General features: G+C 42.4%; 16 protein-coding genes and 1 pseudogene. 11 read left to right on the top strand and 6 right to left on the bottom strand.

From position 1 onward, the window contains the following. The first annotated feature begins 248 nt into the window (after positions 1-248). The 3 genes from F0226_RS13660 (at position 249) to F0226_RS13650 (ending at position 5628) form a co-directional block, all read left to right on the top strand. Complete coding sequence (locus F0226_RS13660) at positions 249-1301, top strand: spermidine/putrescine ABC transporter substrate-binding protein (protein ID WP_171736160.1); 1053 nt, start codon at positions 249-251, stop codon at positions 1299-1301. Further along, positions 1298-3688, top strand: coding sequence for a GGDEF domain-containing phosphodiesterase (locus F0226_RS13655; RefSeq protein WP_171736159.1), 2391 nt, complete (start codon positions 1298-1300; stop codon positions 3686-3688). The genes F0226_RS13660 and F0226_RS13655 overlap by 4 nt, the downstream gene beginning before the upstream one ends. A 419-nt stretch (positions 3689-4107) precedes the next feature. After that, on the top strand, positions 4108-5628 hold the full coding sequence (locus F0226_RS13650) for an ISNCY family transposase (RefSeq protein ID WP_171736158.1): 1521 nt from the start codon (positions 4108-4110) through the stop codon (positions 5626-5628). A gap of 316 nt (positions 5629-5944) precedes the next feature. Here the strand turns inward: F0226_RS13650 and F0226_RS13645 are convergent, their stop codons facing one another. Both F0226_RS13645 and F0226_RS13640 read right to left on the bottom strand, forming a co-directional pair. Continuing rightward, positions 5945-6559, bottom strand: a complete 615-nt coding sequence (locus F0226_RS13645) for a DsbA family protein (RefSeq protein ID WP_171736157.1) — start codon at positions 6557-6559, stop codon at positions 5945-5947. After that, complete coding sequence (locus F0226_RS13640; RefSeq protein ID WP_171736156.1) at positions 6553-7419, bottom strand: MBL fold metallo-hydrolase; 867 nt, start codon at positions 7417-7419, stop codon at positions 6553-6555. Before F0226_RS13640 ends, F0226_RS13645 begins: the two co-directional genes overlap by 7 nt. Before the next feature lie 113 nt (positions 7420-7532). On the opposite strand from F0226_RS13640, the gene F0226_RS13635 reads away from it, so the two are divergent. The 3 genes and pseudogenes from F0226_RS13635 (at position 7533) to F0226_RS13630 (ending at position 11098) form a co-directional block, all read left to right on the top strand. After that, on the top strand, positions 7533-8420 hold the full coding sequence (locus F0226_RS13635) for a LysR family transcriptional regulator (protein WP_171736155.1): 888 nt from the start codon (positions 7533-7535) through the stop codon (positions 8418-8420). A 95-nt stretch (positions 8421-8515) separates the two neighbouring features. After that, positions 8516-8917 (top strand): annotated as a pseudogene (locus tag F0226_RS22755) (LysR substrate-binding domain-containing protein); the annotation flags it as partial. Positions 8918-9724: 807 nt separating this feature from the next. Beyond that, positions 9725-11098, top strand: a complete 1374-nt coding sequence (locus tag F0226_RS13630; protein ID WP_171736154.1) for a carbohydrate porin — start codon at positions 9725-9727, stop codon at positions 11096-11098. Positions 11099-11233: 135 nt separating this feature from the next. On the opposite strand, the gene F0226_RS13625 is transcribed toward F0226_RS13630, so the two are convergent. Continuing rightward, positions 11234-12220, bottom strand: coding sequence for a LacI family DNA-binding transcriptional regulator (locus tag F0226_RS13625; RefSeq protein ID WP_171736153.1), 987 nt, complete (start codon positions 12218-12220; stop codon positions 11234-11236). A 234-nt stretch (positions 12221-12454) separates the two neighbouring features. On the opposite strand from F0226_RS13625, the gene F0226_RS13620 reads away from it, so the two are divergent. The 3 genes from F0226_RS13620 to F0226_RS13610 all read left to right on the top strand — a co-directional run bounded on the left by F0226_RS13620 (position 12455) and on the right by F0226_RS13610 (position 16491). Continuing rightward, the gene (locus F0226_RS13620; RefSeq protein WP_016786638.1) at positions 12455-13894 is read left to right on the top strand and encodes a sucrose-specific PTS transporter subunit IIBC; all 1440 of its coding nucleotides are present in this window, start codon (positions 12455-12457) and stop codon (positions 13892-13894) included. A gap of 195 nt (positions 13895-14089) precedes the next feature. After that, positions 14090-15049, top strand: coding sequence for an aminoimidazole riboside kinase (locus F0226_RS13615; protein WP_171736152.1), 960 nt, complete (start codon positions 14090-14092; stop codon positions 15047-15049). Beyond that, positions 15046-16491, top strand: coding sequence for a sucrose-6-phosphate hydrolase (locus tag F0226_RS13610; RefSeq protein WP_171736151.1), 1446 nt, complete (start codon positions 15046-15048; stop codon positions 16489-16491). The genes F0226_RS13615 and F0226_RS13610 overlap by 4 nt, the downstream gene beginning before the upstream one ends. A 323-nt stretch (positions 16492-16814) precedes the next feature. On the opposite strand, the gene F0226_RS13605 is transcribed toward F0226_RS13610, so the two are convergent. After that, the gene (locus F0226_RS13605; RefSeq protein ID WP_171736236.1) at positions 16815-18371 is read right to left on the bottom strand and encodes a carboxylesterase family protein; all 1557 of its coding nucleotides are present in this window, start codon (positions 18369-18371) and stop codon (positions 16815-16817) included. Positions 18372-18492: 121 nt separating this feature from the next. Between F0226_RS13605 and F0226_RS13600 the strand changes: the two genes are divergently transcribed. After that, the gene (locus tag F0226_RS13600) at positions 18493-19416 is read left to right on the top strand and encodes a LysR family transcriptional regulator (RefSeq protein WP_171736150.1); all 924 of its coding nucleotides are present in this window, start codon (positions 18493-18495) and stop codon (positions 19414-19416) included. Positions 19417-19957: 541 nt separating this feature from the next. Here the strand turns inward: F0226_RS13600 and F0226_RS13595 are convergent. Both F0226_RS13595 and F0226_RS13590 read right to left on the bottom strand, forming a co-directional pair. Continuing rightward, a complete protein-coding gene (locus tag F0226_RS13595) occupies positions 19958-20755 on the bottom strand; it encodes a hypothetical protein (protein WP_171736149.1) in 798 nt (265 codons plus the stop codon). A gap of 70 nt (positions 20756-20825) precedes the next feature. After that, complete coding sequence (locus tag F0226_RS13590; protein WP_171736148.1) at positions 20826-22193, bottom strand: serine hydrolase domain-containing protein; 1368 nt, start codon at positions 22191-22193, stop codon at positions 20826-20828. Positions 22194-22286: 93 nt separating this feature from the next. On the opposite strand from F0226_RS13590, the gene F0226_RS13585 reads away from it, so the two are divergent. Then, entirely contained in the window at positions 22287-23264 is a 978-nt protein-coding gene (locus F0226_RS13585) for an AraC family transcriptional regulator (protein ID WP_171736147.1), read from the top strand. The last annotated feature ends 410 nt before the right edge of the window (positions 23265-23674 follow it).

Here is a 23674-nt window from a genome sequence, read left to right as displayed (position 1 = left end):
ACTGTCCCCGTGGCATCACAAATTGGTGATGTTGTAGTAGAGAATATGCTCCAATATGAAAAATAACGTTTAACGATGTTTTACACTTTCAATTCCCTAAGTCGATTCGAGTCCAACAAAACAACTATTTGCACGAAATCTAATATACACCTCACTAATATATTGAATGATGAGGCACAATAACGCCTATATTTGATAAATAAGACCAAAATAAAACTACTCCCAAAATAGTTAGTAATAGGTATCTGATGCGTTTTTTAACTTGTTTTGCATTAATTGGTTCTATTTTTTTGTCAGCACTGAGCTTTGCTGAAGAGCTAAAAATTTTCACTTGGGAAGACTATATCTCTGATGCCCTGATAGAAGAATTTGAAGAACAGTACGGTCATACTGTATCTCAGGTATATTTTGAAAACGAAATGTTGCGTGATGCTGTGGTGTACTCTGGTAAAGCCCTAGCCTATGACTTGTTTATCATTGATGGACTTACCATTGGTGAACTGGGCAGAGCCGGTGTTTTAGGGGATTTGTCTAATACTTTGAAGGAAGGTAATTCAAACTTTACTGATGTTTCTCGAAGAACTTGTGGGGTGTATGGAGTTCCGTACTCTAATGGTACTATGGGGGTTACATTTCGGTCTTCAAAGGTCACCGAAGGTATAACCTCCTGGATGGACGTTTTCGACTACGCATTGAAATACCCTCAAACTGTTGTGATTCCTGATGATGATGTGGATACCATCGCAATCGCATTATTGGCGTTAGGGTTCGATCCTATGACCGAAAATGAAGTCGAATTGGCACAAGCGTACAAACTATTGATGAAGGTTCGTGAACGGCTATTAGCAATAAGAGCGGCTGTTGGCTATGCCCTAGATAAAAAATCTGGGTCTAAAATGGAAGTTGCCGTTATCTACTCAGGAGAAAAAGAACAAATAGCGTCGTATACAGAGCAAGATGATTGGATCTATACCATTCCTCAAGAAGGCACCTTGATGTGGCATGAATGCTTTAGTGCTCGTATAGACAGGCCTATTAGTAAGGCGTCAATAGAGTTCCTTAACTTTATTAACACACCGGAGAGATCAGCATTGAATGCTGAAGATGTGTGGTTCGCAAGTTCGAATAAACACGTATTAGACTTCGCAACAGATGATTATCGGCTAGATGAAGAGCTGTTCCCTACGGGATTAGACAGCTCTTCATCGTTTCCCTATAAGACACTTAGCAAAGAAGCTTCCGACCTAAGAAGCCAAATACTCTTTGTTATTAAGAATCAAAGAAATGAGACAGAAAAATGAAGCTGTCGCTAAAGATCAATTATATTTTGCTTCCTGTTATGGTGGTGATTTTCTCCATTGCCGGAGTGTTTTCGTATACCAGTCAAAAAATGCAACTGAACTTGTCGCTATCGGCACAATTACATAGTGAACTTACTCATATCTCTCATGACCTTAATGAAGCGCTTAGAGAGCTAGATTCTGCGATTAGAATGAGTCTAGAGAACTACTATATTCAAAAGTATCTTATTGAAATAGATGATGACACCGCTCAATATTACACGGAGAAAGAGCTAGCGGGGTATATTAATCAATTAAAGCTCAATCACGGCACAATCGTGAGCTTTGCTCTGGTGGATATTAATGGCGAAGAGCTTATCTACTTTAATACTTCGGATCCATTTGCAAAATATGTTGCTAATACGGTTGTAACAGAGCACCTTGCTGCGATTAAACAAGCATTAGATTTGAAAGGTGTGGTTCGCGTTAACGCCTCTACCTATAAACTAGAGGGTGGCATTGAAGGTCCTGAATTTTTAGTCGTAAAAACATTTACACCTGAGCAGAGTTTTACTGTCCCAACCTTTTCTCAAGGGCAGACGTTACTTACTGCAGTAGTTCGCTCTAAAGTTAGGCATTACGATGAATTTCAAGAGTCGGTGAAAAGTAAGCTTGGTCCTGATGCTCAACTGATGCTTAGGCCTAATATGACCTCGCATTCGCTTGCGAGCGAAGAGCAGATTGAAGATATTACTCTACCAGCCTATGATTTGGGCTTTCAGTTGATACATGACTTATGGTCTATCAAGATTTGTCTCTCTCAAATGCAGCTCCTTGAGTTGTACAAACCCTTTCAACTTCTTTACGCTGTTATTGTTTTGTTAGTAACTGCAGTCACTTTCTTACTACTAAAATGGCTTATCGTAAAACAGATTATTAAGCCTGTAGAGAGACTTACTAAGCAAGTAGAGTCTGTAAATCATGATGGCTTAGTCTACATAGAACGTTCCAAAAGTAACGACGAAGTTTCCATCCTTACCAATAAGTACATTAACTTGATTACTGAGCTCGATAATTTGGCAAAAAGAGACTCTCTAACGGGCTTACCAAATAGGAAAAAATTCAATCTAGATATCACGCGTATAATGAGTAACTGCACTAAAACAGATAAAAAGTGCGCCGTTATCTACTTCGATATTGATAACTTTAAACTCGTGAATGACAAGTACGGACATCATGTAGGAGACCAATTGTTCGTAGTGTTTGCAGAGCGCCTCGTCGAGAGCTTTGTTGATTTTGAGTGGGGAAATCTAACTATCTCTGAGTTTGAGTTCGCCAGGCTATCTGGTGATGAGTTTGCCATCATAGTTGGTGGATTGGACGATTTAGATATCCTTACCGAATTCTCCCATCGAATTCTCTCTCTCTTCGAGGACGGTTTCGAGATGGATGGTACTCAATTTGATATTGGGGTTAGTGTGGGTATTTCTGTTTACCCTGATGATGCTAAATCTGTAACGGAATTAGTCAATAATGCTGATTCAGCGATGTATACCTGCAAAAAATTCATGGGAAGAAATCATTGTCAATTCTACTCAAAAGAGATGGATAAAGAGATAAAGCGTCATGCTCAAATTAATGAAGACTTGAAAAAGGCTATTAAATCTAACGAGTTCTATCTAACCTATATGCCTCTTTATGATATTGAAAAAGGCAAAATAAAAGGTGCAGAAGTTCTAATACGAACGAGCCATGAGGCTCTACTTTCCTATGGACCAGCGGATTTTATACCAGTAGCGGAATCGTCAGGCTTAATTAAACATATTGATTATTGGGTTTTAGAAAATGCCTTGCAGAGGCTATCTGTCTGGATAGAAGAGCTGGGGTTTGATGGTACATTAGCGATTAACTTCTCATCCTGGCAGCTCTCTAATTCCGACTTTGTCAATATACTTTCTGAGTTGTTGACGCATTATCAGATTCCAGCCCACATGGTTGAAATGGAAATAACCGAAACCTGCTTTATACCTGGAGATAAACAGAACATTGAGAGGCTTAAGGCCTTGAAAGCACTTGGAGTGAAGGTTTCTCTCGACGATTTTGGTACTGGCTACACGTCCTTCAGCCAACTGATAAATTACCCTATCGATACGTTGAAGATCGACCGTATATTTGTCAACGCTATTGATTCTGAATCTACAGACAAACAGCTTATTGAAGTTATCATAGAAATGGCCAAAATTTATGATCTCAATATCATAGCAGAGGGCGTAGAAACAGTGAGTCAGTTAAATTACGTTCGAAGTAAAGGGTGTCAGGAAGTACAAGGATTCTTGCTATCTAGACCCTTAAAAGAAGATGATTTTATCGCAGCATGGAAGAAAGGGAGTTTGCCTGAATACATATAAAATATGTGACACCATAGAATATGGTCTAGTTCTGAGCTTGTGAATGATACATCGCTTTACCCGCTCGATTGATGGCAGTTTGTTATGTTTAGCCTCCTGATAAGAATTGTTGTCATGCGTTTTGACATGGGTAACGATAAAGAGCCAGAGGCATCTCTATTTGAGGTGAGCCAATTTCAGTAAAGCTGTGTTTTCGATACTATATCTAATCCGCATTCTATTACTTTAGCCAAGCCGCTGACTCACATCTGTCCATTTAAGTGTTTGAGCAATACACCACCGATTGTGATCACCAAGCGATTCTGTCGTACCTTAATTACCAAACGACTTTGTCATTGCAATAACTACCGAGGGATTTTGACGGGACTAAATTGGCTTACCTTTTAAAGTAATTAATTAAACTTTGGAAGGGGCTAAGGATGTTCTATATGGATTCTAAATCCCAGTTTACTGTCGATATCATTTGCAAAATTATCGAGGGTAAAATCAGTATCAATAGTGCCACTACCTTGCTCAACAAGTCTCGGCGAACTGTTAAACGTTATCTAAGCCGATATCGGAAAGAAGGTATTCGCTTCATCATTCATGGTAATCAGGGGCGTTCTCCAGTCAATAAAATCCCTGATTCGCTCAAGAAAGAAGTCCAAAGCCTCATACAAACTAAGTACTTCGATTTCAATTTGCAGCATCTCTCTGAAGTCCTCAAAAAGAACGAAGGGATCGCTATTAAGCGTGAAACATTACGCTCTTGGGCACACGATATCCATCATGTTAAACGTGCTAAGCGACGCAGAACTCGCGTCAGGAAGTATCGGGAGCGTATGGAATTACCTGGATTAATGCTTCAAATGGATGGGAGCCCTCATCGCTGGTTTGGTGATGAGAAATCTTGTTTGATTGCTATGATTGATGACGCTACCAGTGATATTCACGCTCAGTTTTTCCCCTCTGAGACCACCGAAGGTTGTATGAGGGTGATGAGAGCCTATATTGAGAAACGAGGGATATTTAAGACGCTCTACGTCGATAGAGCAGGTATCTTCGGTGGTCCCAAGCGAAGCAACTTCTCCCAGATGCAACGAGCTTGTGAGGAGCTTGGAATTGAAATTATCTTTGCTAACTCACCACAAGGAAAGGGACGCATTGAGCGCTCATTCGATACCTTCCAAGATAGGCTTGTACCAGAACTACGACTGCACAACATTACCGATATGGACGGCGCGAATCGTTATTTACAAGAAGAGTTCATACCTAATTATTGGGATGAAAATGTTCGTGTTCAGCCCAAAAGTTCACGGTCTGCCTTTAAGCGCTTACCGCCCGATTTAGACCTCAACAGCATCTGCGTACAGAAAGAGTATCGAACCATACGACGTGATCATACGTTTGGCTTTGGTAACAAAAGGTATATTATCGACTCGCCTATCCGCTATTCCATTGAAAACCAAAAAGTAGAGATTAGATGCCAGTTCGATGGCACATTCTCCGCCTATTTTGGGCACCGTAGGCTAGATATTACCGAGCTGGTTGAGCCTCGTAAATGCAGTGAATACGGTAAAGAGGTTCAGCGGAAAATAGAAGCCTTAGAGCTAGTAGAACAGTTGGGTAGTATATCTAAAGCAGCCCGTATCCTTGGTTGTTCTCGCCAATCCCTTTACACCTATCAGAAAATAATGGCAGAGGAAGGGCCTATGGGGCTGAAGCGGATCAATAAGCCCCTGAACCGCAGTAAGAATCGCATACCAGAGTATGCAGAAGACAAGATTATTGAGCTGACGTTGCAGAACCCACACCTGACTTTGATGCAACTCACGATGGAGCTAAAACAACACGATATCAATGTGAGTATTGGTACGATTAAAAACATCTGGAAGGAAGAAAACCTCAGCACTAGAGAACTTAGGATTAAAAAATCACAATCACTGAATATCGACGTGTAAGGCGAAAAGTATCAATCCTGACTAGAATGTAAGAGCATGACAGAATCGATTGGTACTTATCCCGTCAAGATCCCTCAGTAATGACAGCAATACACCACCGATAGACTTCATCACTAGTTTTGTTTCAAGTTTATTATTTCAGGCTACCCTGGTGGTGAACGGAAACTCCCAGAAGCTATCATATGTGGCATTTACAAAAAATACTTATGGTGCATAATCATTTGGTTGAAAGAAGTTCGCGCCGCAATTTCATTTGCGTCACGAACATTATGAGTGGGGCTTTATACACTATCTGTTACCGCAAGGTCGCGTTTAGTTAAATTTCTAATAATGTCTTCCATTGCTCTGTTCGACCATAAAACTCGGTATGAAGCAACCTCTTAAATTCCCCATTGTCTTCAATAATAAGTGTTGGGTAACCCTGAACGCCCAATCGGGTCATCATTTGATGGCTAATATCGATTACGGCGTCTTCTAAGGGTTCCCTTGTTTGCATTTTCTCTCGCCATAACTGTTGGTCGAGCCCTAGTTGAACAACCAACTCTTCCAAACTGCTAAGAGTATTGACGGCTTTGCCTTCAATGTAATGTGCTTTTTGTATTGCTTTTAACATGTCAAATGGATCAAGCCCTAAAGATTCTCCAACAAGAATTGCCCGAGTAGGAAGATAAGAGTCCAGAACAAGTTGCTCATTACCTGCTACACGTTCTATATAATCCTGTCCGAACTGAGCATTGGTCTGTTCACTAATTCGTCGGTCACTATTTAAAATATGCTGACGAAACGATGGTGCTATCAATTTTGCTGGAAGCATCCCTCCGGGGTGCATTACTAGCTGATACTTACTGCTGCTTGCAATTGATTCTACCAATGGAGTCGCGCCATAGCACCACCCACACATAGGATCATAGAAGTAGTGAATAGTTACCATGTCATCTCTCCCATATGAACTTTCGCACCAATGCTTAAAGCAATAGGTAACTTCGAACCTTTGTACTTCTCAGACATTTTTTCAATGAGTTGTTCGCTATTTTTACTGTTCTTTTTTGACTCACTGAAATCTTCAAGATACTGCAAAGAGTAGTTAATGGATTCAACGTTTAACGCAGTTCCCGATTTCATATGTCCCGGAATAACCGTTTCCGGTTGTAAAGCTTGCATCTCCTTAAGTTGCTCACTCCATGCATTTTGACTCTGCTCGGTTTGCGTATCTGCAGTCCAAAGATGCAAATTTCCAAATATTGCTATGTTACCTAATATTGTTTTACTTGAAGGAATCCATAAGTATGGGCGGTGCGGTACAACGCCATCCGTACCTTTTATCTCAATCTTGTGTCCTTCCAAAATAAGACTTGTCGCCTCTATTACTTTAGGAATATAAGGCGTAACAGGTGCATTACTGCCCATTCTAGGACTCCACACCTTGAGTTTGGAAGGCAGTTTCTTTTCTATGACTTCTTTTACCGCAGGCGTTGTCACAATATCTGCATTGGGAAACAAGACGTGTAATACTTCAGCGCCAAAATAGAAGTCAGGGTCGGCCTGACTAATGAAAATAGTTTTTAATTCTTTACCCGTATCCTGTATTTTTGCTGCAATCCGCAGAGCATCTGCTTTAGTAAAGCCAGTATCTATCAGCATTACCTCACTTTCTCCAACAATCAATGTTGAGTTTGCGTGGAAGCTGTTTTCGTCTGCGTTATAAATATCAAAAGTCAGTGTCGTTTGCTCTGTGGCAAAGGCGCTACCTGCGACTAAGATGGATGCGGCTAATAGGCTGATTCTTTTCATGACTTGCTCCGTAAATTATATGGCTTGTTTTGATGTGATAAATCATAAATGATTGACATGATCTGAAAAACATACAAAATCAAACATCATTATTTCTTAATTCGAGCAAATAAATGGATAAATTAACCGCTGCAAAAGTATTTGTTGATATTGCTCAATCAGGCAGTTTTACCGCTACGGCTGACAGACTTGAGATGTCTCGCCCCATGGTGACACGTTATGTTGAAGCTATGGAGAAGTGGTTAAACGCCCGTTTACTACACCGAACAACCCGAAAGGTAACGCTCACAACGACCGGAGAGCGGTGTTTAAAAGAAGTTGAGGTTTGGCTTGAGCAAGCAAACGGGTTAGTCGCTTTAAGTGATAATAGTGAAGAGCTAACCGGGATAGTACGAGTTGCGACAAGTATGTCATTCGGGTTTTCGAAACTTGTCCCTGCGCTTTTGAATTTCATGGCTATGCATCCCAAAGTCCATGTCGATATCGATCTACAGGATTCAGTCGCTGACCTGACAGAAAAACAAATTGATCTTGCGATTAGAATCGCTTCTAATCCGGAACCATCTTTGATTGGTAAACCGATAGCCATTTGCGAATCGGTACTAGTTGCTTCACCTGCATATTTAGCAAGCAGGAAGGACCTCTCGGAGCCAGAGGAACTGAGTATGCATAACTGTCTGGGGTATAAAAACTTTCAGCGACACGTATGGCACCTCACGAATGGTACTCAACAAAAATCAATAGGTGTTGAATGTAAACTAACCGCTAACGAGGCTACAACATTACTCCATGCAGCACTTATTGGTGGAGGTGTTGCCATTCAACCAACCTACTTAGCTAATCAATACATCGAGAGCGGCACATTACAGCCAGTCCTATCAGAGTGGAAACCCGCCGATCTGACAATATATGCGCTCTATTCTTCAAGAAAACATCAATCTCCAACCGTAAGAGCATTAATTGATTATTTACATGAGTATTTCAAAGACAATCCTTGGTAGAACTTGGGGGTTAGAGAGTGGTGGAACAAGAGATTTCTGTCCGCATTCGAAACTTACAATAGGCTATAGGTGGTTTGCGCCCCCCCCTTAATATCCTAGCAGAACATGTCGCTCCTTTATCCCCGCAGACTTACTCGATCACAATTGCTTAATCCACAAATGAATAGGCAATGATTGGCTGCTTGTTCCTAAGGTCGGCTCTAAATACGCTCAGCCCGTTAATGTATGACGGTCACAAGTAACTACTCTGTAAATGATAGTTCCATACTTCTCAATGCCGTGATTAATGGCAAAAGTATATCATGTTTAACATTGCCCTTTATTGTCAACGAAATACAAACTGGGACTTTGACTGTCTTATTGGAAGACTTTAAAATCAAACAATTGGCATATGGGCTCTGTACCCCTCAAGGCAATATCGACCCAAACTACCTCGACACTTTTTGGACTTCTGCATAATTTCTGCCCGTAGAGTTACGATACTAGAAGTTATGTGAAAGTTCAGCGTGTCTGATGGTTCGTAACTCAGAATTGTCCAAAAACGTCACAATCTGAATTCTAATGCGTGGCATTTTCTACCTCGAAAATGCCCCAAAGTCATTCAGAGTAAATCCTCATTTATACCTTGTTAATATGAACTTACCCGACTAAAAGTTATCCGAATTCCCCCTTGAATAACGCACTTATAGAGGCAGAGTCATGCTAGGGTAAAACCGGCTGTTGGGCGTCTAATTAGTGATATACAAATGCAGTAAGCAAATGTAACTTAAGAGGTTAGTCTGTTCGCGAACTTGAAGCCTATATTACATCACCAAAAATTCGCTACTGTTTATCATGCTTCATGGCAATTTAGATAAACCAGTATCACTAGAGCAAAGCGAGTTACTCAAACAATTATTAGACAAGTACGGTGTAGAAAATCAACTTTTTGTTGAACAAGGTGTTAGTCACAGTGCACCGGTCTTTGAGACTGAAAAGTATGAGTCAGAAGTTTTTTATTTTGTCGAGCGCACCTCCCTCCTCAAACCTTCGAAAAGCTTTCAATGTGCGCGATACACTATTTTTCGCCCATTAATCAATTTCACTTGTGACAAAGTTATCAGAATTATGTATTTTAGGTAACGTTCCCGAAATTATCGATCTATCATCCACCCAGATACAAAAGTGAAGTAATCAACACGACTGATTTCGATTTCTTCTTCGATATAGAGCTTGTACATCAAAAGTATAAGCCGAAATGCGCTTACGAATTATATTGGGAACGTTTGCAAACAATCCAAAACAATTAACGTGAGAACATAAGAATGAAACTACACACTTTAGCGGTTGCTGTAACAATGGGGCTAATGACTACATCGGTATTAGCAAGTGAAGACGTTGCAGCATTAGAGCTACGTATTAATGAATTAGAACAAAGAGTTGCACAAACGGAGCAGGTTTCTACCGAAGCCAATGAAAAGGCTTCTTCGTTTGAGTTTCACGGCTATGCACGCTCTGGGTTATTGATCAACGACGACCTAAACGGCGCTACAGGTACTGGTCCTTACATGACAGCGGCGGGTGCGATTGGTGCACCAGTTGGACGACTTGGTGTGGAAGATGATCATTACGTTGAAGCGAACTTGATTCATAAGCGTTTTGCGGATGATGGTTCTAGTGCCTTGTTTCGTATCATGTTAGCCGACAGTACTGAAACAAATAACGAATGGACAGCCAGTGAAAGCCAGTTGAATGTACGACAAGTGTATTCGGAACTGAACCGCCTGAGCATGTTCTCTGAATCCGAAGCGTTTTCTGAAGCAACGTTTTGGGCGGGTAAACGGTTCGATCGCGACAACTTTGATATTCACTTTTTCGATTCGGATATTGTCTTCTTATCAGGTACTGGTGCGGGCGTTTACGATGTTCAGATGAGCGACAACTGGAAGGCGAATTTCTCTATTTATGGCCGAGATTTTGGTGAGATTGATAGCTCATCAACAGATGTAGAAAACTACATTGCAACGATGAATAACCGTATTGGCCAATGGCAAGTTATGTTGAGTGGCATGACTTCAGCAGACAACGATAGCCGCCTAAATGGTGCTGCTGAAAGCGGTGTACACGCAATGTTTGCGTACCATGGAGACAACTTCTTTGGTCTGAGCGAAGGCTTCTCTAAAACGGGCATGTTAGTGGGTAGCGGCCTAGGTGCAGAGCTAAAAGGCATCGGTTCCAATGGTGACCTGCTGGATGACGCAAAAGCCGTTCGCCTGTTTAGCTACGGTGTTACTCGCATTGGTGACAACTGGCGCTTAGCACCTGCATTAATGGCAGAGCATAGCCAAGACCGTTTGAAGAAGAATGACGAGTTCACATGGGCTTCTTTAAACGTTCGATTAGCTCAAGAGTTCACAGAGAACTTTGAGATGGTTTACGAAGGTTCATTGCAATACATGGATTTAGACAACTCGACAGAGCAAGCGAGCGGCGGTTTCTACAAAGCGACAGTGGCACCAACACTGAAGCTTTCAACCAGCACTGGTTTCTTTGACCGACCAGAACTGCGTTTCGCTGTGAGCTATGTGGATTGGAGTGAAGACCTGAATGGTTACTCGATCAGCACTGAAGCAGATGCTGCAACGATGGGAGAGGGCGGCGAGGTTCTGTTTGCACTGCAGATGGAAACTTGGTTCTAATTACCTGATATATCGTTTAGATAGAGAGTGTTAATCATGATGTGATAGTCGCATCATCAAATGCCAACCTTATCGTTTCAACTCGAAGGTTGGCATTTTTTTATCTTGGGATAACCTGATCTCTGAAATAAATTGCTAGCAAGATTCTCGGTCAATTGTGGTGAAGGTCAACACCATCTTACTCATTTCCAAGCCTTTTTTCTCAATACGGTCGAGCAGCAGCTTAGCTCCATTTTCTCCCGCTTTATCAAACGCATAGTTAAACGTAGACAGCGTTGGTGTGCATACTGAAGCAAGTTCATCGTCACCCACGCCGAGTACCAAGACATCCTTTCCTGGAATGAGTCCACCTTCCTGAATTGCTCTGATCGCACCGATTGCGATACGGTCAGTTGCGCAGAACAGGCCATCGAGCTTGGTGTGCTCTTTTAGAGACTGTTTAGCCAGTTGGTAACCTGACTCTATGGTGAAGTCGCCACGAGCGTGAAATTGCAGTGTGAGGCCGTTAAATTGAAGTGATTGAGCGAAGCCTTCCGATCTCATCTTATCAACCGCAATATCATCGCCTTGCACGCCGATGAATCCCATATGCTTACAACCTTTCGCTATGAGGCGATTACCCGCTTCAAACCCTACGCGAGTGTCGTCGTGCACAATGCTTGGGATGTTAAACATTGCCCCGTCTTGACCAACCAATACCACCGGCACAGCAGAGCTTTGAATCGCTTTGACTAATTTGTTGTCGAGGTGGGTCGCGTACAGGATGATACCTTCAACGCGTTTTTGGTTAAATATCTGAATATATTCAAGTTCTTTATGGTGTGTTTGGTGTGTGCTCGCTAATAAAACATGCTTGCCCGCTTGCTCTAAGACGGCGGTTAAACCATCGACACCCTGAGAGGTGGCGTGGGAAGAAACCCTAGGGACAATCACACCAACGAGATTGGTTTTTTGAGACTTTAAGTCTTTAGCGACTTGGTTTGGGAGATAGCCACACTCTTCGACCGCTTTACGCACCTTCACCTTGGTCGCGTCTTTTACGCCATACTCATCGTTGATTACTCTAGAAACCGTCGACTTGGAAACTCCAGCGAGACGAGCGACATCATGAAGACTAGCCATTATTCATTATCCATTTGTAATTTTAGTTTTGGGATTGTTTGCAAACCTGGAATAACATTTCCTGTTTGCAAGGCGATTTTAACCTTGTCACTTCATCCTAGGGAGATAATTTAAAGATCATTCTCACATTATCGAGCCATTATCTTTGATCATTTGTTAATTATAGGCAAAAATTTGTTTTGCAAACGTTCCCGAAAACTCAAAAGCTCAAATGATAATCCAATGGGGTATGTAATGAATTATCCAAAAATAGCAAAAGAGCTGCTTTCTCTATTAGGTGGTAAAAGTAATATCACCGCACTTGCACACTGTGCGACTCGTCTGCGTCTTGCGGTTGCAGACCAAGATAAAATTGATGAACAGGCGATTGATAACCTAGAAGGGGTTAAGGGCCAGTTTAAAGTGGCAGGTCAATATCAGATCATCTTTGGTTCAGGCATCGTTAACCAAGTTTATGCTGAGCTGGCTAAGCTGACTGAAATGACGGAAATGTCGACCAACGATGTGGCGTCTGCAGGTGCTGACAACCAAAATATCCTGCAGCGCGCAGTGAAAGGCCTGTCTGATATTTTTGTACCAATCATTCCGGCGATTGTTGCTGGTGGTCTTTTGATGGGTATCTACAACCTATTGACGGCTCAAGGCTTGTTCATTGATGGCAAATCTTTAATCGACGCTAATCCGGGTTTGACCGACTTAGCAAACATGATCAATACATTTGCTAATGCTCCTTTTGTGTACTTACCTATTTTATTAGCATTTTCAGCGAGTAAGAAGTTTGGTGGTAACCCATACCTTGGCGCGGCTTTAGGTATGTTGATGGTTCACCCAGACTTGCTTAACGGCTGGGGTTTCGGTGGCGCATCGGTGTCGGGCAGCATTCCAGTTTGGAACATTCTAGGTTTCGAAATCGAGAAAGTGGGCTATCAAGGTTCAGTACTGCCCGTTCTTGTTTCTGCGTTTATTCTAGCGAAAGTTGAGCTTGGCCTACGTAAAGTTATTCCTTCGGTTCTGGATAACTTGCTAACGCCGCTACTGGCTATTTTCGTGACTGGCCTACTGACATTCACGGTTGTAGGTCCATTTACACGTGATATCGGTTTCCTACTGGGTGATGGTCTTAACTGGCTATACAACAGCGCTGGCTTTATTGGTGGTGCGGTGTTTGGTTTGATTTATGCGCCGTTCGTTATTACTGGTATGCACCATAGCTTTATTGCTATTGAAACTCAGCTGCTTGCGGATATAGCAACGACTGGCGGTACGTTCATCTTCCCTATCGCGGCGATGTCTAACGTGTCACAAGGTGCAGCGGCACTGGCGGTTGGTTTCATGAGTAAAGATAAGAAAATGAAAGGTATCGCGATTCCTTCTGGTGTGACTGGCTTGCTTGGTATTACTGAACCTGCAATGTTCGGCGTGAACTTGAAGCTTCGCTACCCATTCATTGCTGCGGTTTGTGCCGCTGCGGTTTCAAGCGCGTTTATCACTATGTTCAATGTGAAAGCACAAGCACTGGGTGCGGCGGGTATTCCTGGCATCATCTCAATATCACCAGAAAAAATTGGCTACTACGTGGTAGGTATGATTATCGCGTTCGTGACTGCCTTTGCTTTGACCGTTATTTTAGGTCTGCGTGAGCGCAGCAAGCAAAACATTAAAGCAACAGCTTAACGTTTCTCCCTAGAAGTGAAGCCCCCCTTTTCACTTCATTTCCTAAGCTTTGGGGTGCTAGCTAGGTGATTTGGCTTAGCTAGCCTTTTTATATTTTTACATGACAGCGTGAAGTGTCACCTTGCTTTTGGTTGCTACTGCTTTCGATTGCCATCGCTTTCGGTTGTCATGATTTTCAGTTTTAAGGTAAGAAAGATGAATCAAGTTTGGGTAACTGGAGACGCCGTCGTCGACCTCATTCCGGAGACTGACGCGACATTATTGAAATGTCCGGGCGGTGCGCCTGCCAATGTCGCGGTAGCGATTTCTCGCCTTTTAGGCAAAAGCGCATTTTTTGGCCGAGTGGGTAACGATCCATTTGGCACTTTTATGGAAGTGACTCTGCAAAAGGAAGGTGTGAATACCGAGCGTTTGGTGAAGGACCCTGAACAACGCACATCAACCGTGGTGGTTGATCTTGATGACCAAGGCGAGCGCAGTTTTACGTTTATGGTTAAGCCAAGTGCCGACCAGTTTATGTCTGTTGAAGACATTCCCGAATGTAAGAAAAACGAGTGGCTACACGTCTGCTCAATCTCTTTGGCTAATGAACCAAGCCGAAGCAGCACTTTTGAAGCAATCCGACGTATGAAAGCCGCGGGCGGTTACATCAGCTTCGATCCAAACCTTCGTGATGAAGTGTGGCAAAACCCATCTGAAATTAAGTCTGTGGTCATGAAAGCGGTTGAATTGGCTGATGTGGTTAAATTCTCAGAAGAAGAACTGGATTTCCTAACCGATTCAACTTCGGTGGAACAAGGTTTGGCTAACATTGCAGATCTTAACAACACGCTTGTTTTGGTTACGCAGGGCGCGAAAGGGGTTTGGCGAGTATTTGAAAACCAAGGTGTGTTGATTTCAGGTCGCTCAGTGACGCCAGTGGATACTACAGGCGCAGGCGATGCTTTTGTTGGCGGCTTACTTGCAAAGCTTTCTCAACATGAAGAGTGGAATAATCAACAAGTCGTTGATTCTGCAATCCATTGGGCAAATGGCTGTGGTGCATTGGCAACTACGCAAAAAGGTGCGATGACTGCACTTCCAACGCAAGAGGCTCTAACTCAGTTTATTCAAAAAGACTCTTCAAATACGAATGCCGTAGAGGAGAGTGTATGAGTTTGAACTCGAACTGGACAGTAGAGCAAAGATATCGTCGTATAGAAGAGATTTCACAAGACAGCATTGATGCGATGATAAAACTTCGTAAAAAAGACGCTGGATATCCGAGCTACCATATTGCGCCTAAGTTTGGTCTGCTTAATGACCCGAATGGTCTGTGTTTCTTTAATGGTGAGCACCACCTATTTTACCAATGGACGCCAGTTGGCCCAGTCCATGGTATGAAGTACTGGTACCACCTTTCTACCAAAGACTTCGTTCATTTCCAAGACCGCGGCATTGGGTTACACCCAGACCAAGATTACGACTCTCACGGTGTTTACTCTGGTGGTGCATTGGTTGAAAACGACAATGCATTGTTGTTTTTTACAGGTAACAAGCGTGATGAAAATTGGTTGCGAGTGCCAACTCAATGTTTTGCCAAGATGTCTGCCGACGGCAAAATAGAAAAGCACGGCGTGGTTATCGAAAACGATCACTACACCGAACATTTCCGCGACCCAAAAGTGTGGAAACAGGGCGACGATTATCTGATGGTTGTGGGTGCTCAAACGCCTCAAGAGACTGGCTCAATGGCGCTATATCGCAGCCGAGACCTGATGAGTTGGCAGCACAAAGGTCCAATTCAAACTCGTTACAACGATCTTGGCTATATGTGGGAATGCCCAGATTTCTTTGAAATAGACAATCAGTCGGTGATGTTGTTTTCTCCACAAGGTGTGTCTAGCGAAAACCCATACGATTTCAAAAACATTTACTCGGTGGCTTATATTGTCGGTGACAGCCTAAATCTAGATTCGGTAGAACTGGAAAACCATCAAGATATTGCGCAGCCAGATTATGGCTTCGATTTCTATGCACCACAGACTTACTTAGATGATAAAGGTCGCCGCATTCTGATTGCTTGGATTGGTCTGCCTGAGGTTGATACACCATCTAATGAGCATCAGTGGGCGGGCATGTTGTCGCTACCACGCGAGCTTCACATCCAAGATGGCTATCTGGTGCAGTTGGCTCTACCTGAATTGAAAGCGCTGCAAGGCGAAGCTGTTACGGTTGAGAGCGTTCTTGAACTGGGTACAACCAGCTTCATGGTTCAGCTTGAAACGGAAACGGACGAGTTTGAGTTAACGCTTGCAAATGCTGCGGGCGAGAATATCGTGTTCAGTGCTACAGAAACGGAGTTCATGCTTGATCGCAGTCAGATGTCTCAACTTTACGCGGAAGAGTTTGGCTGTGTGAGAAAAGCGCCGAGGTTAAGTGTTGAGCAAACTATCGAAGTTTATGTCGATAAATCGGTGATCGAAATCTTTATCAATGGCGGTAAACATACAATGACCAGTCGTTTCTTCATCGATGACTTGAACGCGCTGTCCATTACTGATTGTGTAAAAACTGTTTATCACGCAATGAGCCCAATTAAAGGACTAGATGATTAAGTTGTTACAATTTACAAACCACTTTACGAGTGGTTTGTATTGCCTTGAAGCATTTTTGTAGTGGCCAAGTGAATTGGGCCGCTACATTAGAGGATTTGCTATACCTCAAGTTATCCGATAAATGCTAAATTAGCATTTCATATAACACGAAATTGTCCAAAAACGTCACAATCTGAATTCTAATGCGTGGCATTTTCTACCTCGAAAATGCCCCGTTATCTTTTAGTTAAATCTATCAACAGAAAAACCAAGCCACGTGATGACCTAGTTTTTCTAATCTGAATTATGCCAACAACCATAATCCAATATTTGAATCGTTTCACTTAGAATTCAAAATCTTCCCACAATTTTCGAACCGAGCTATTAGGGTCATTGATCTGTTTCGATTTAACATCAAATTGCATTGTTGGTCGTTCCGATAAGTTGTATGGAGACCAATCAGCTTTGCTTGTCTTGATGAATCTTAGCCATTGCTTGTGCATGGTATTAATAAGTTCAACTGGAGGTTGTGAGCCGACAAGTCTTTTTGCTTGTTCATTGTCAGTGGTATTAAACACAAACGGTACGTCAACAAAGTGTGCGGCTCCTAATTGATCATCAAACGCAGGTGACATCCAAGAAAAATTATAATGCCAAACATTGTTGTCGTTTTTAGTTAACTGTTGAGCAATGTGCAGTGCTGGCATTCTAAAGGTAAAATCAGATTTGATATCGGCAAAAGTGTCTCCAATGGATTTTCCATTGTCTTCTGTTGAATACACATCCGCAGGCCAACCCTCCAATGACAAGTCAGATAATAATAGTGACTTCGTTTCTTCGGTCGTATTGTTAACGGCACCACTTGGCACCATGTACAGTCGTGACTCTTGATCTGTACTACCAACGATGACTGGAATAGAAGGTGAAGCTTTGGTGAGATCTTTCATTGGAGACTCGATAATGATATCCCCATCAACAACGGGCAAAAATGCGGTGCCTCCCCACGATAGCATTCCCCATTTGCCACGATCTTGTATGGTATAACCCATATCAATAACGTTCTTAACTAATTCAGGAAATGGAACCGTCGATAAGCCTTCAACGGTGGCTGGAATATTCAGTTTTTTGGTATAGCTTTGTGTGATTTTCTGAGCTTCTTTCTGAGTTAAAAATGCCATTGGAGGACTTTGCATAATGGCTTTCTGGAATAGGCCTTCTGCTTTTTCGGTACCCAATAAAATGGCAACACTTTCTGCCCCAGCAGATTGACCTGCAACAGTAACTTGGCTAGGGTCTCCACCAAAATCTTCGATGTTCTTTTGTACCCACTCAAGAGCCATGATCTGATCAAGAATGCCGCGATTATCAGGTGCGCCCTCTAGGTGCATAAAACCATCAACGCCTACACGATAATTGATCGTTACAACAATCACGTCATTCTGAGCAAAGCTTGTTCCGTCGTAGGCTAACTCTGCTGCATCTTCTCGGATGAATGCGCCTCCAGGGATCCATACAATGACTGGCAGTTTTTTGTTTGATGCCTTGTTGTTGGTAGCAATGGCACTCATAGGTGTCCATATGTTCAGAGTTAGATCATCGGGAGCCCCCACCAAGGTGGTGTTTTTATCTCGGCTAGGCTGTGGGACAGGTTGACCTGCTTTTGTTGCATCTAATAATCCGTTCCAAGTTTCGTATGCTTGCGGTGCTTGAAATCGGCGATCTGCCGTAAAAGGGTTTTGCGCATATGGGACGTCATAAAATGTGGCCACGCCATCATGGTTGCTTCCCATAAGTTTACCAGACTCAATGATTACCAAAGTTGAGCTTTCAGGATTTTGAATCTGGGCAAATAGTGTATTACTTTGAATTAAACCTGTACTAAGGCATGCGACTAGCATCATTGTTTTTTTCATTTTATTCGGCTCGGTATTGGAATATAAGGTCAGTATAAATCCTAGTTTGAAGTTGATATATATGCTATACGTCAATAGATTATTGCATAAATCGAACTATTGAGGGTGTATGGATAGAATCATATCGATGGAAGTATTTGTTTCTATTGTGGAATTAGGTAGCCTAACTGCGGCCTCTGAAGAGCTAGGAATATCACGCTCCATGGCGACTCGCCACATCGCTGCGTTAGAAAAATCACTAGGTGTCCGTTTATTATATCGTTCAACAAGAAGCCTAGGGATTACAAATGTAGGTCGAGAGTTATTACCTTTTTGCCAAAATATTTTGAAGCAAAATGACCGGTTATATAGCCTTGCTCAAGAGCAACAATCTCAGCCCAAAGGTCGAATATCCCTGGTAACGAGCATTTCATTTGGTCAGCTTTATCTTGCTCAAGCTATTGAGAGATTCATGCTTAAGTACCCAGAAATTGTAGTCGATCTCACGTTGTCGAATCATTCACTGGATTTGATTAAACATGGAATTGATATGGCAATTGAATTAAGTAACGACCTACCCGAATCTTTAATTGGAAAGAAATTGGCTGATTGCCCATCGGTGGTTTGCGCTTCTCCTCAATATCTAGCAGAACATGGCGCTCCTTTATCTCCCGAAGATTTACTCGATCACAATTGCTTGATCCACAAACGAATAGGCCATGATTGGCTGTTTGTTCCTAAAGCCGGTTCTAAATCTGCTCAGCCTATTAATGTGACGGTCACAAGTAACTACTCTGTAAATGATAGTTCCATACTTCTTAATGCAGCGATTAATGGCAAAGGTATAGCGTGTTTACCTCTGCCTTTTATTGACAATGAAGCACAAGCTGGAGCTCTCACTATTCTGCTAACAGACTGTCATGTGAACTCTGTTGGCATATGGGCGCTGTATCCCTCAAGACAATATCAGCCTAAGTTACATCGATACTTGTTGGATTTTTTGCAAGAAGATTTATCGATTAAGCATGATCAAATGCGTAATATTGATCCATGAAGCTATGTGGGTAATGAAGCCAAGCAACAATGTTGCCCTACCTAATCGGTTAGTTACTTCTATCCTTTTAAAGGTTTCGTAATATCAACATGTAATGAATGAGTTAATTTAGACTGCTGCATAATTGCGATACTAGAAGTTATGTGAAAGTTCAGCTTGTCCGCTCGTTCGTAGCTCACAATTGTCCAAAAATGTCACAATCTGAATTTTAACATTTGGCATTTTATAGCTCGAAAATGCCCCAAAGTGTGTTTCGACTGATCCAACACACGCGTCACCAAAGCGTCATTTGACTTACTTTTCCTCATGCATAGAAATCTAATTATGTGACCAAATTTACTCATCTACTACACTTCGGTTATCAACATCTGGTGAAACTTGATAATGTTGCTAAGAAGTAGCGCTTAGCGCCCAGAAGTGGATTTAACGAAAACTAGAATTAATAATGCCAGTCATTACGACTGGCTGTGTTTATATCAGATGGGAATTCTATGTGTGCCAGTAACTAGACAACTAAGCACACTAGTCAACGTAAGAAAGACTAGAAATAGTACCTAACGCCTACCCAAGCTTCAGTTTGCCAATCGTTCGCTACTGATGCTCCATTGACATCAATATCCCCTTTTGTGATGTCATAGCGAGTATTCAACCACCAAGTTCGCGCACTGTTCATCGGTACATTTAAAGATGTCTTCAAAGAGAAGTTTTGCATATTGATTTCATCACCAGAGAGATCTTGCCATTCAGGAACAAAGGATACATAGGCTCCACTATCACCTAAGTGTTTCGCAGTAATGAGCCCAAGTGAATAACCCGTTAGGTCATCTTTAGATGAAGTAATACCTGGGATCTCCATACTACCCGCCATTAAACCTGCTCTTGGAAAAACCAAAAAACCACCGGTATACGCAGGATTAATCGCCACAACGCCACCTACCGACAGCAAATCATTCTTAATGTTGGTGCGAGTATTAATATAGTCCAATGACACGCCAATCTTTGGAGTGGCTTCTAACCCCGGTTCAAACACGTGGAAGTATTGGATTCGTGAGTTACTGTAATCCGAACCGAATTTATTAGGGTCACGTTGTGTTGCGTCACTGTCGTTCACAAAAGTCGCCTCAGCGAGCAATGCAAACTGCTGACCATTGTCCATGCCTCCTGACATTTGTCCCTGAAATTGAACATTGGAACTGCCACTTAACATCAACGCCGATTGCGTGTATACCTGGGTCACATCAGCAGGATCGATAATTCTATTTTCAGTGTTCGTTTCAGCCGAATAAGCGTGTAAGCAAACCCCAAGACTCAGTGGGATAATTAGAGCAAGTTTTTTCATTGTATTCTCGAAATTAGTTTGCTTCCTCCTTGAAGCTAAAGTGTCCATAAATGATTTAAAGGAAGATTATTTACTCTGCGAGTAACTTGGCGGCTGAACGCATGAGAGCAGGACCTTTGTTTTCGCCAAAGCCAGAATGATATGGGTTGGCCGAGAACATCACACCGACAAAATCACGCTCTGGGTCGATGTAGATAAACTGGCCAAGGTTGCCACTTTTCGACATCGCACCGTCATTGAAGACATAGTCGAATTGATAAGCGTTGTAGTCGGCCTTTTCGTTAAAGGCGTGCACTGAACCACTCTCTTTACTGGTGCCTGCGAAGGCTTTCGGGTTACCACCACTATGAATACGGTCAATCACCGCTTGTGAAATCACAGGCTCATCAGCCACGGCTTTCCAACTCGGTGTAAATAGCGTTCCCCAGCGAGCCATATCTTCTAAGGTCGTCGAAACCAAACCGACCGCAATGGCCATTCCATCGGGCGTTAGATTGAACTGTATAGGCTGACGAGCATGTACTTTAGACCAAACGCGATCTTCAAAGACTTCGGTCCAAGTCTTGTTTTCAATGTTTTCGACTAGTTGGGTCAAAACCATGGTGTTGATTGAGGCATAGCGGAAATGATCGCCTGCGTTCTCGCCCTCTATCTTTTGTGCGCCTTTCGCAACAGTCATCCATGTTTCCATTTCACCGGTTTTCGCTCTTGGTGAGTTGAATGATGCGGCAAAGAAACGGACTACGTCAGAATCAGGATTCAATATCGATTCGAGGGTTTCTTCGTTGTCTAGTGCAGTCGACATGTTGAGAATCTGATGAACAGTGATGCCTTCCCAGTTAGTCCCTTTCAGTTCTGGAACGTAGTGAGAAATGTCTTTCTCAGGATCGACTTTTCCCTCTTCTACCAACATTGCGACTACCGCACCTACCGTCGTTTTAGCGGTTGATGCCCAAACATGGGTGTCGGTTGGGCTCATGCCTGGATATGCCTGATAAACGATCTCACCTTTGTGAATTAACATAAAACCTTGAGTTCGGAACTGCTCATCCGCGAGATACTGATCCATCGTCAGCTCACCTTTGGTTTCGGTGTTTACCGTTAATTGAGCAAGGCGTGAATCTATATTTTTTACTAGTGGTTTGTATTCAGCATTTGGCGCAGCCAGAGCCGTCGGTAGGAACTCGCTCATGTGCATGTTGTAGTAAAGACTGTGGTCACCACCCATTTGCCAATGGAAGTTATTGAATTTTTCGCGAGCTGAATCAACGAAGTCAGGAGTAAAAGATTGATGAGCATCTTGCACTGGTAACGTAACCAGTGCGCCTTCAATTTTAAGCGCGGCTTCTACTGGATTTTCTGCAACGGGCTCTGACGCAATAACACACGATGAAATGGCAAGTGATGAAATAAATAGAGCAATGGGTGTAAGTTTCATATTCTTCTCCTGTTTGGGTTGGAAGAAGTATATGGAGTTACGCTATACTTAATTAGGTCATTTGGTGACATTTGTAGGTAAACGCTAACAACAATGAAAGCCTCATCGAACATAACTAACATACTGTTGAGTTCTACCAGTAATATTGCCCCATACATTGCGTATTGCGATAAGAGAGCACTTGACTGGCGCAGCGTCGCCATCGAGTGCGGTTTACCAATTGAATTGACACCATCTAATCATTGGCTTCCTACCCAAGATTTAGTTCTCTTTATTCATCGACTTGAGCGTCAGTTTGGTTATTCAATAGGGATTGAAGTTGGGCGAAAAACCTCTCTGGAACAACTGTCACCACAGCTGCACAATGAAATAGAGAAATGCACATCGTTGGCGCAAGCCATTCGTTGTTTGATCGCTGAAATGCCTAGTTTGAACAACCACGTCACTATCTGGACAGAGAAAAAAGAGGGCTTGTGGTGGCTGTGTCATCGCAGTTGCTATCACCCATCTACATCGGGTTTTGAACAAGCAGAATGGTTTAGATCTCTTACTGTGATTACCTTATGCCGTAAGTTTATAGACGAAAGTTGGCAACCATCACACGGTAAACTTGTCTCATCGAACAACAGTGCTCGTAAGATACCTAAGCACTTTTTTAATTCTGATATTCAGTTTGAACAACAATATGGTGCGATAGCGATTCCACTGCCTGATAACTATCGAGCCATAATCGAACAAGAGAGCGAATTAGATTGGTACCAGTCAGTCGAAACGTTGATCCAGACCTACGCGATTTTGCCTTGGTTCAACATTGAGTGGTTTGCAACCATGTTGGGCATGACAAAACGAACGCTGCAACGAAATCTGAAGAGTAGAAACATCCTTTTTAAAAAAGCCAAAGAACAGGTTCGAAAAGAGAAAGCCAAACAGTTGCTCGAAGAAACAGATCTTTCAGTGCAAGAGATCAGTTGGCAACTTGGTTATAGTGATTTGAGTAACTTTAACCGTGCTTTCAAAGGTTGGGTTGGTATCACGGCACCAAGTTATCGAAGTGGGAAGAAAGAAGAGTAGATCGTTACAGATTGAGTATGTAGGAGCACTGTCCCATGTCATCTATCAGGGTAATGCTCACTAGCCTATTTAACTGGTCCCTTATGCTTTGTGTAAACGATCGGGAAGGGCGGGCAGTGAATCCTTACACTTTCGGCTTTATGGCTGCTAAAGGTATTCTTCATAACAAATTGTCTGATATATCTGCTTTGAATGTTGAGATTAGATGAGTTTTAGAACGTATTTATCTAAAGTGCAAACTTGAAGTCTTAACCAGACTTTAATTTGCCCTAAACCAAGTCAGCAGGTTCCAGTTTGTTAAGTTAATATCTAACAATCGGCCCAAACTCTACTAATGTGTCAAACATATTGATGGCGATCCAATGCGCATGTAGGTGATAAAACGGAGTGGATGGGTTTTCAACAAATAA

The organism is Vibrio sp. 99-70-13A1 (assembly GCF_013114625.1).
GTDB lineage: Bacteria > Pseudomonadota > Gammaproteobacteria > Enterobacterales > Vibrionaceae > Vibrio.
Note: the sequence above shows the minus strand (reverse complement) of the source record. Positions and strands in the feature narration are given on the sequence as shown.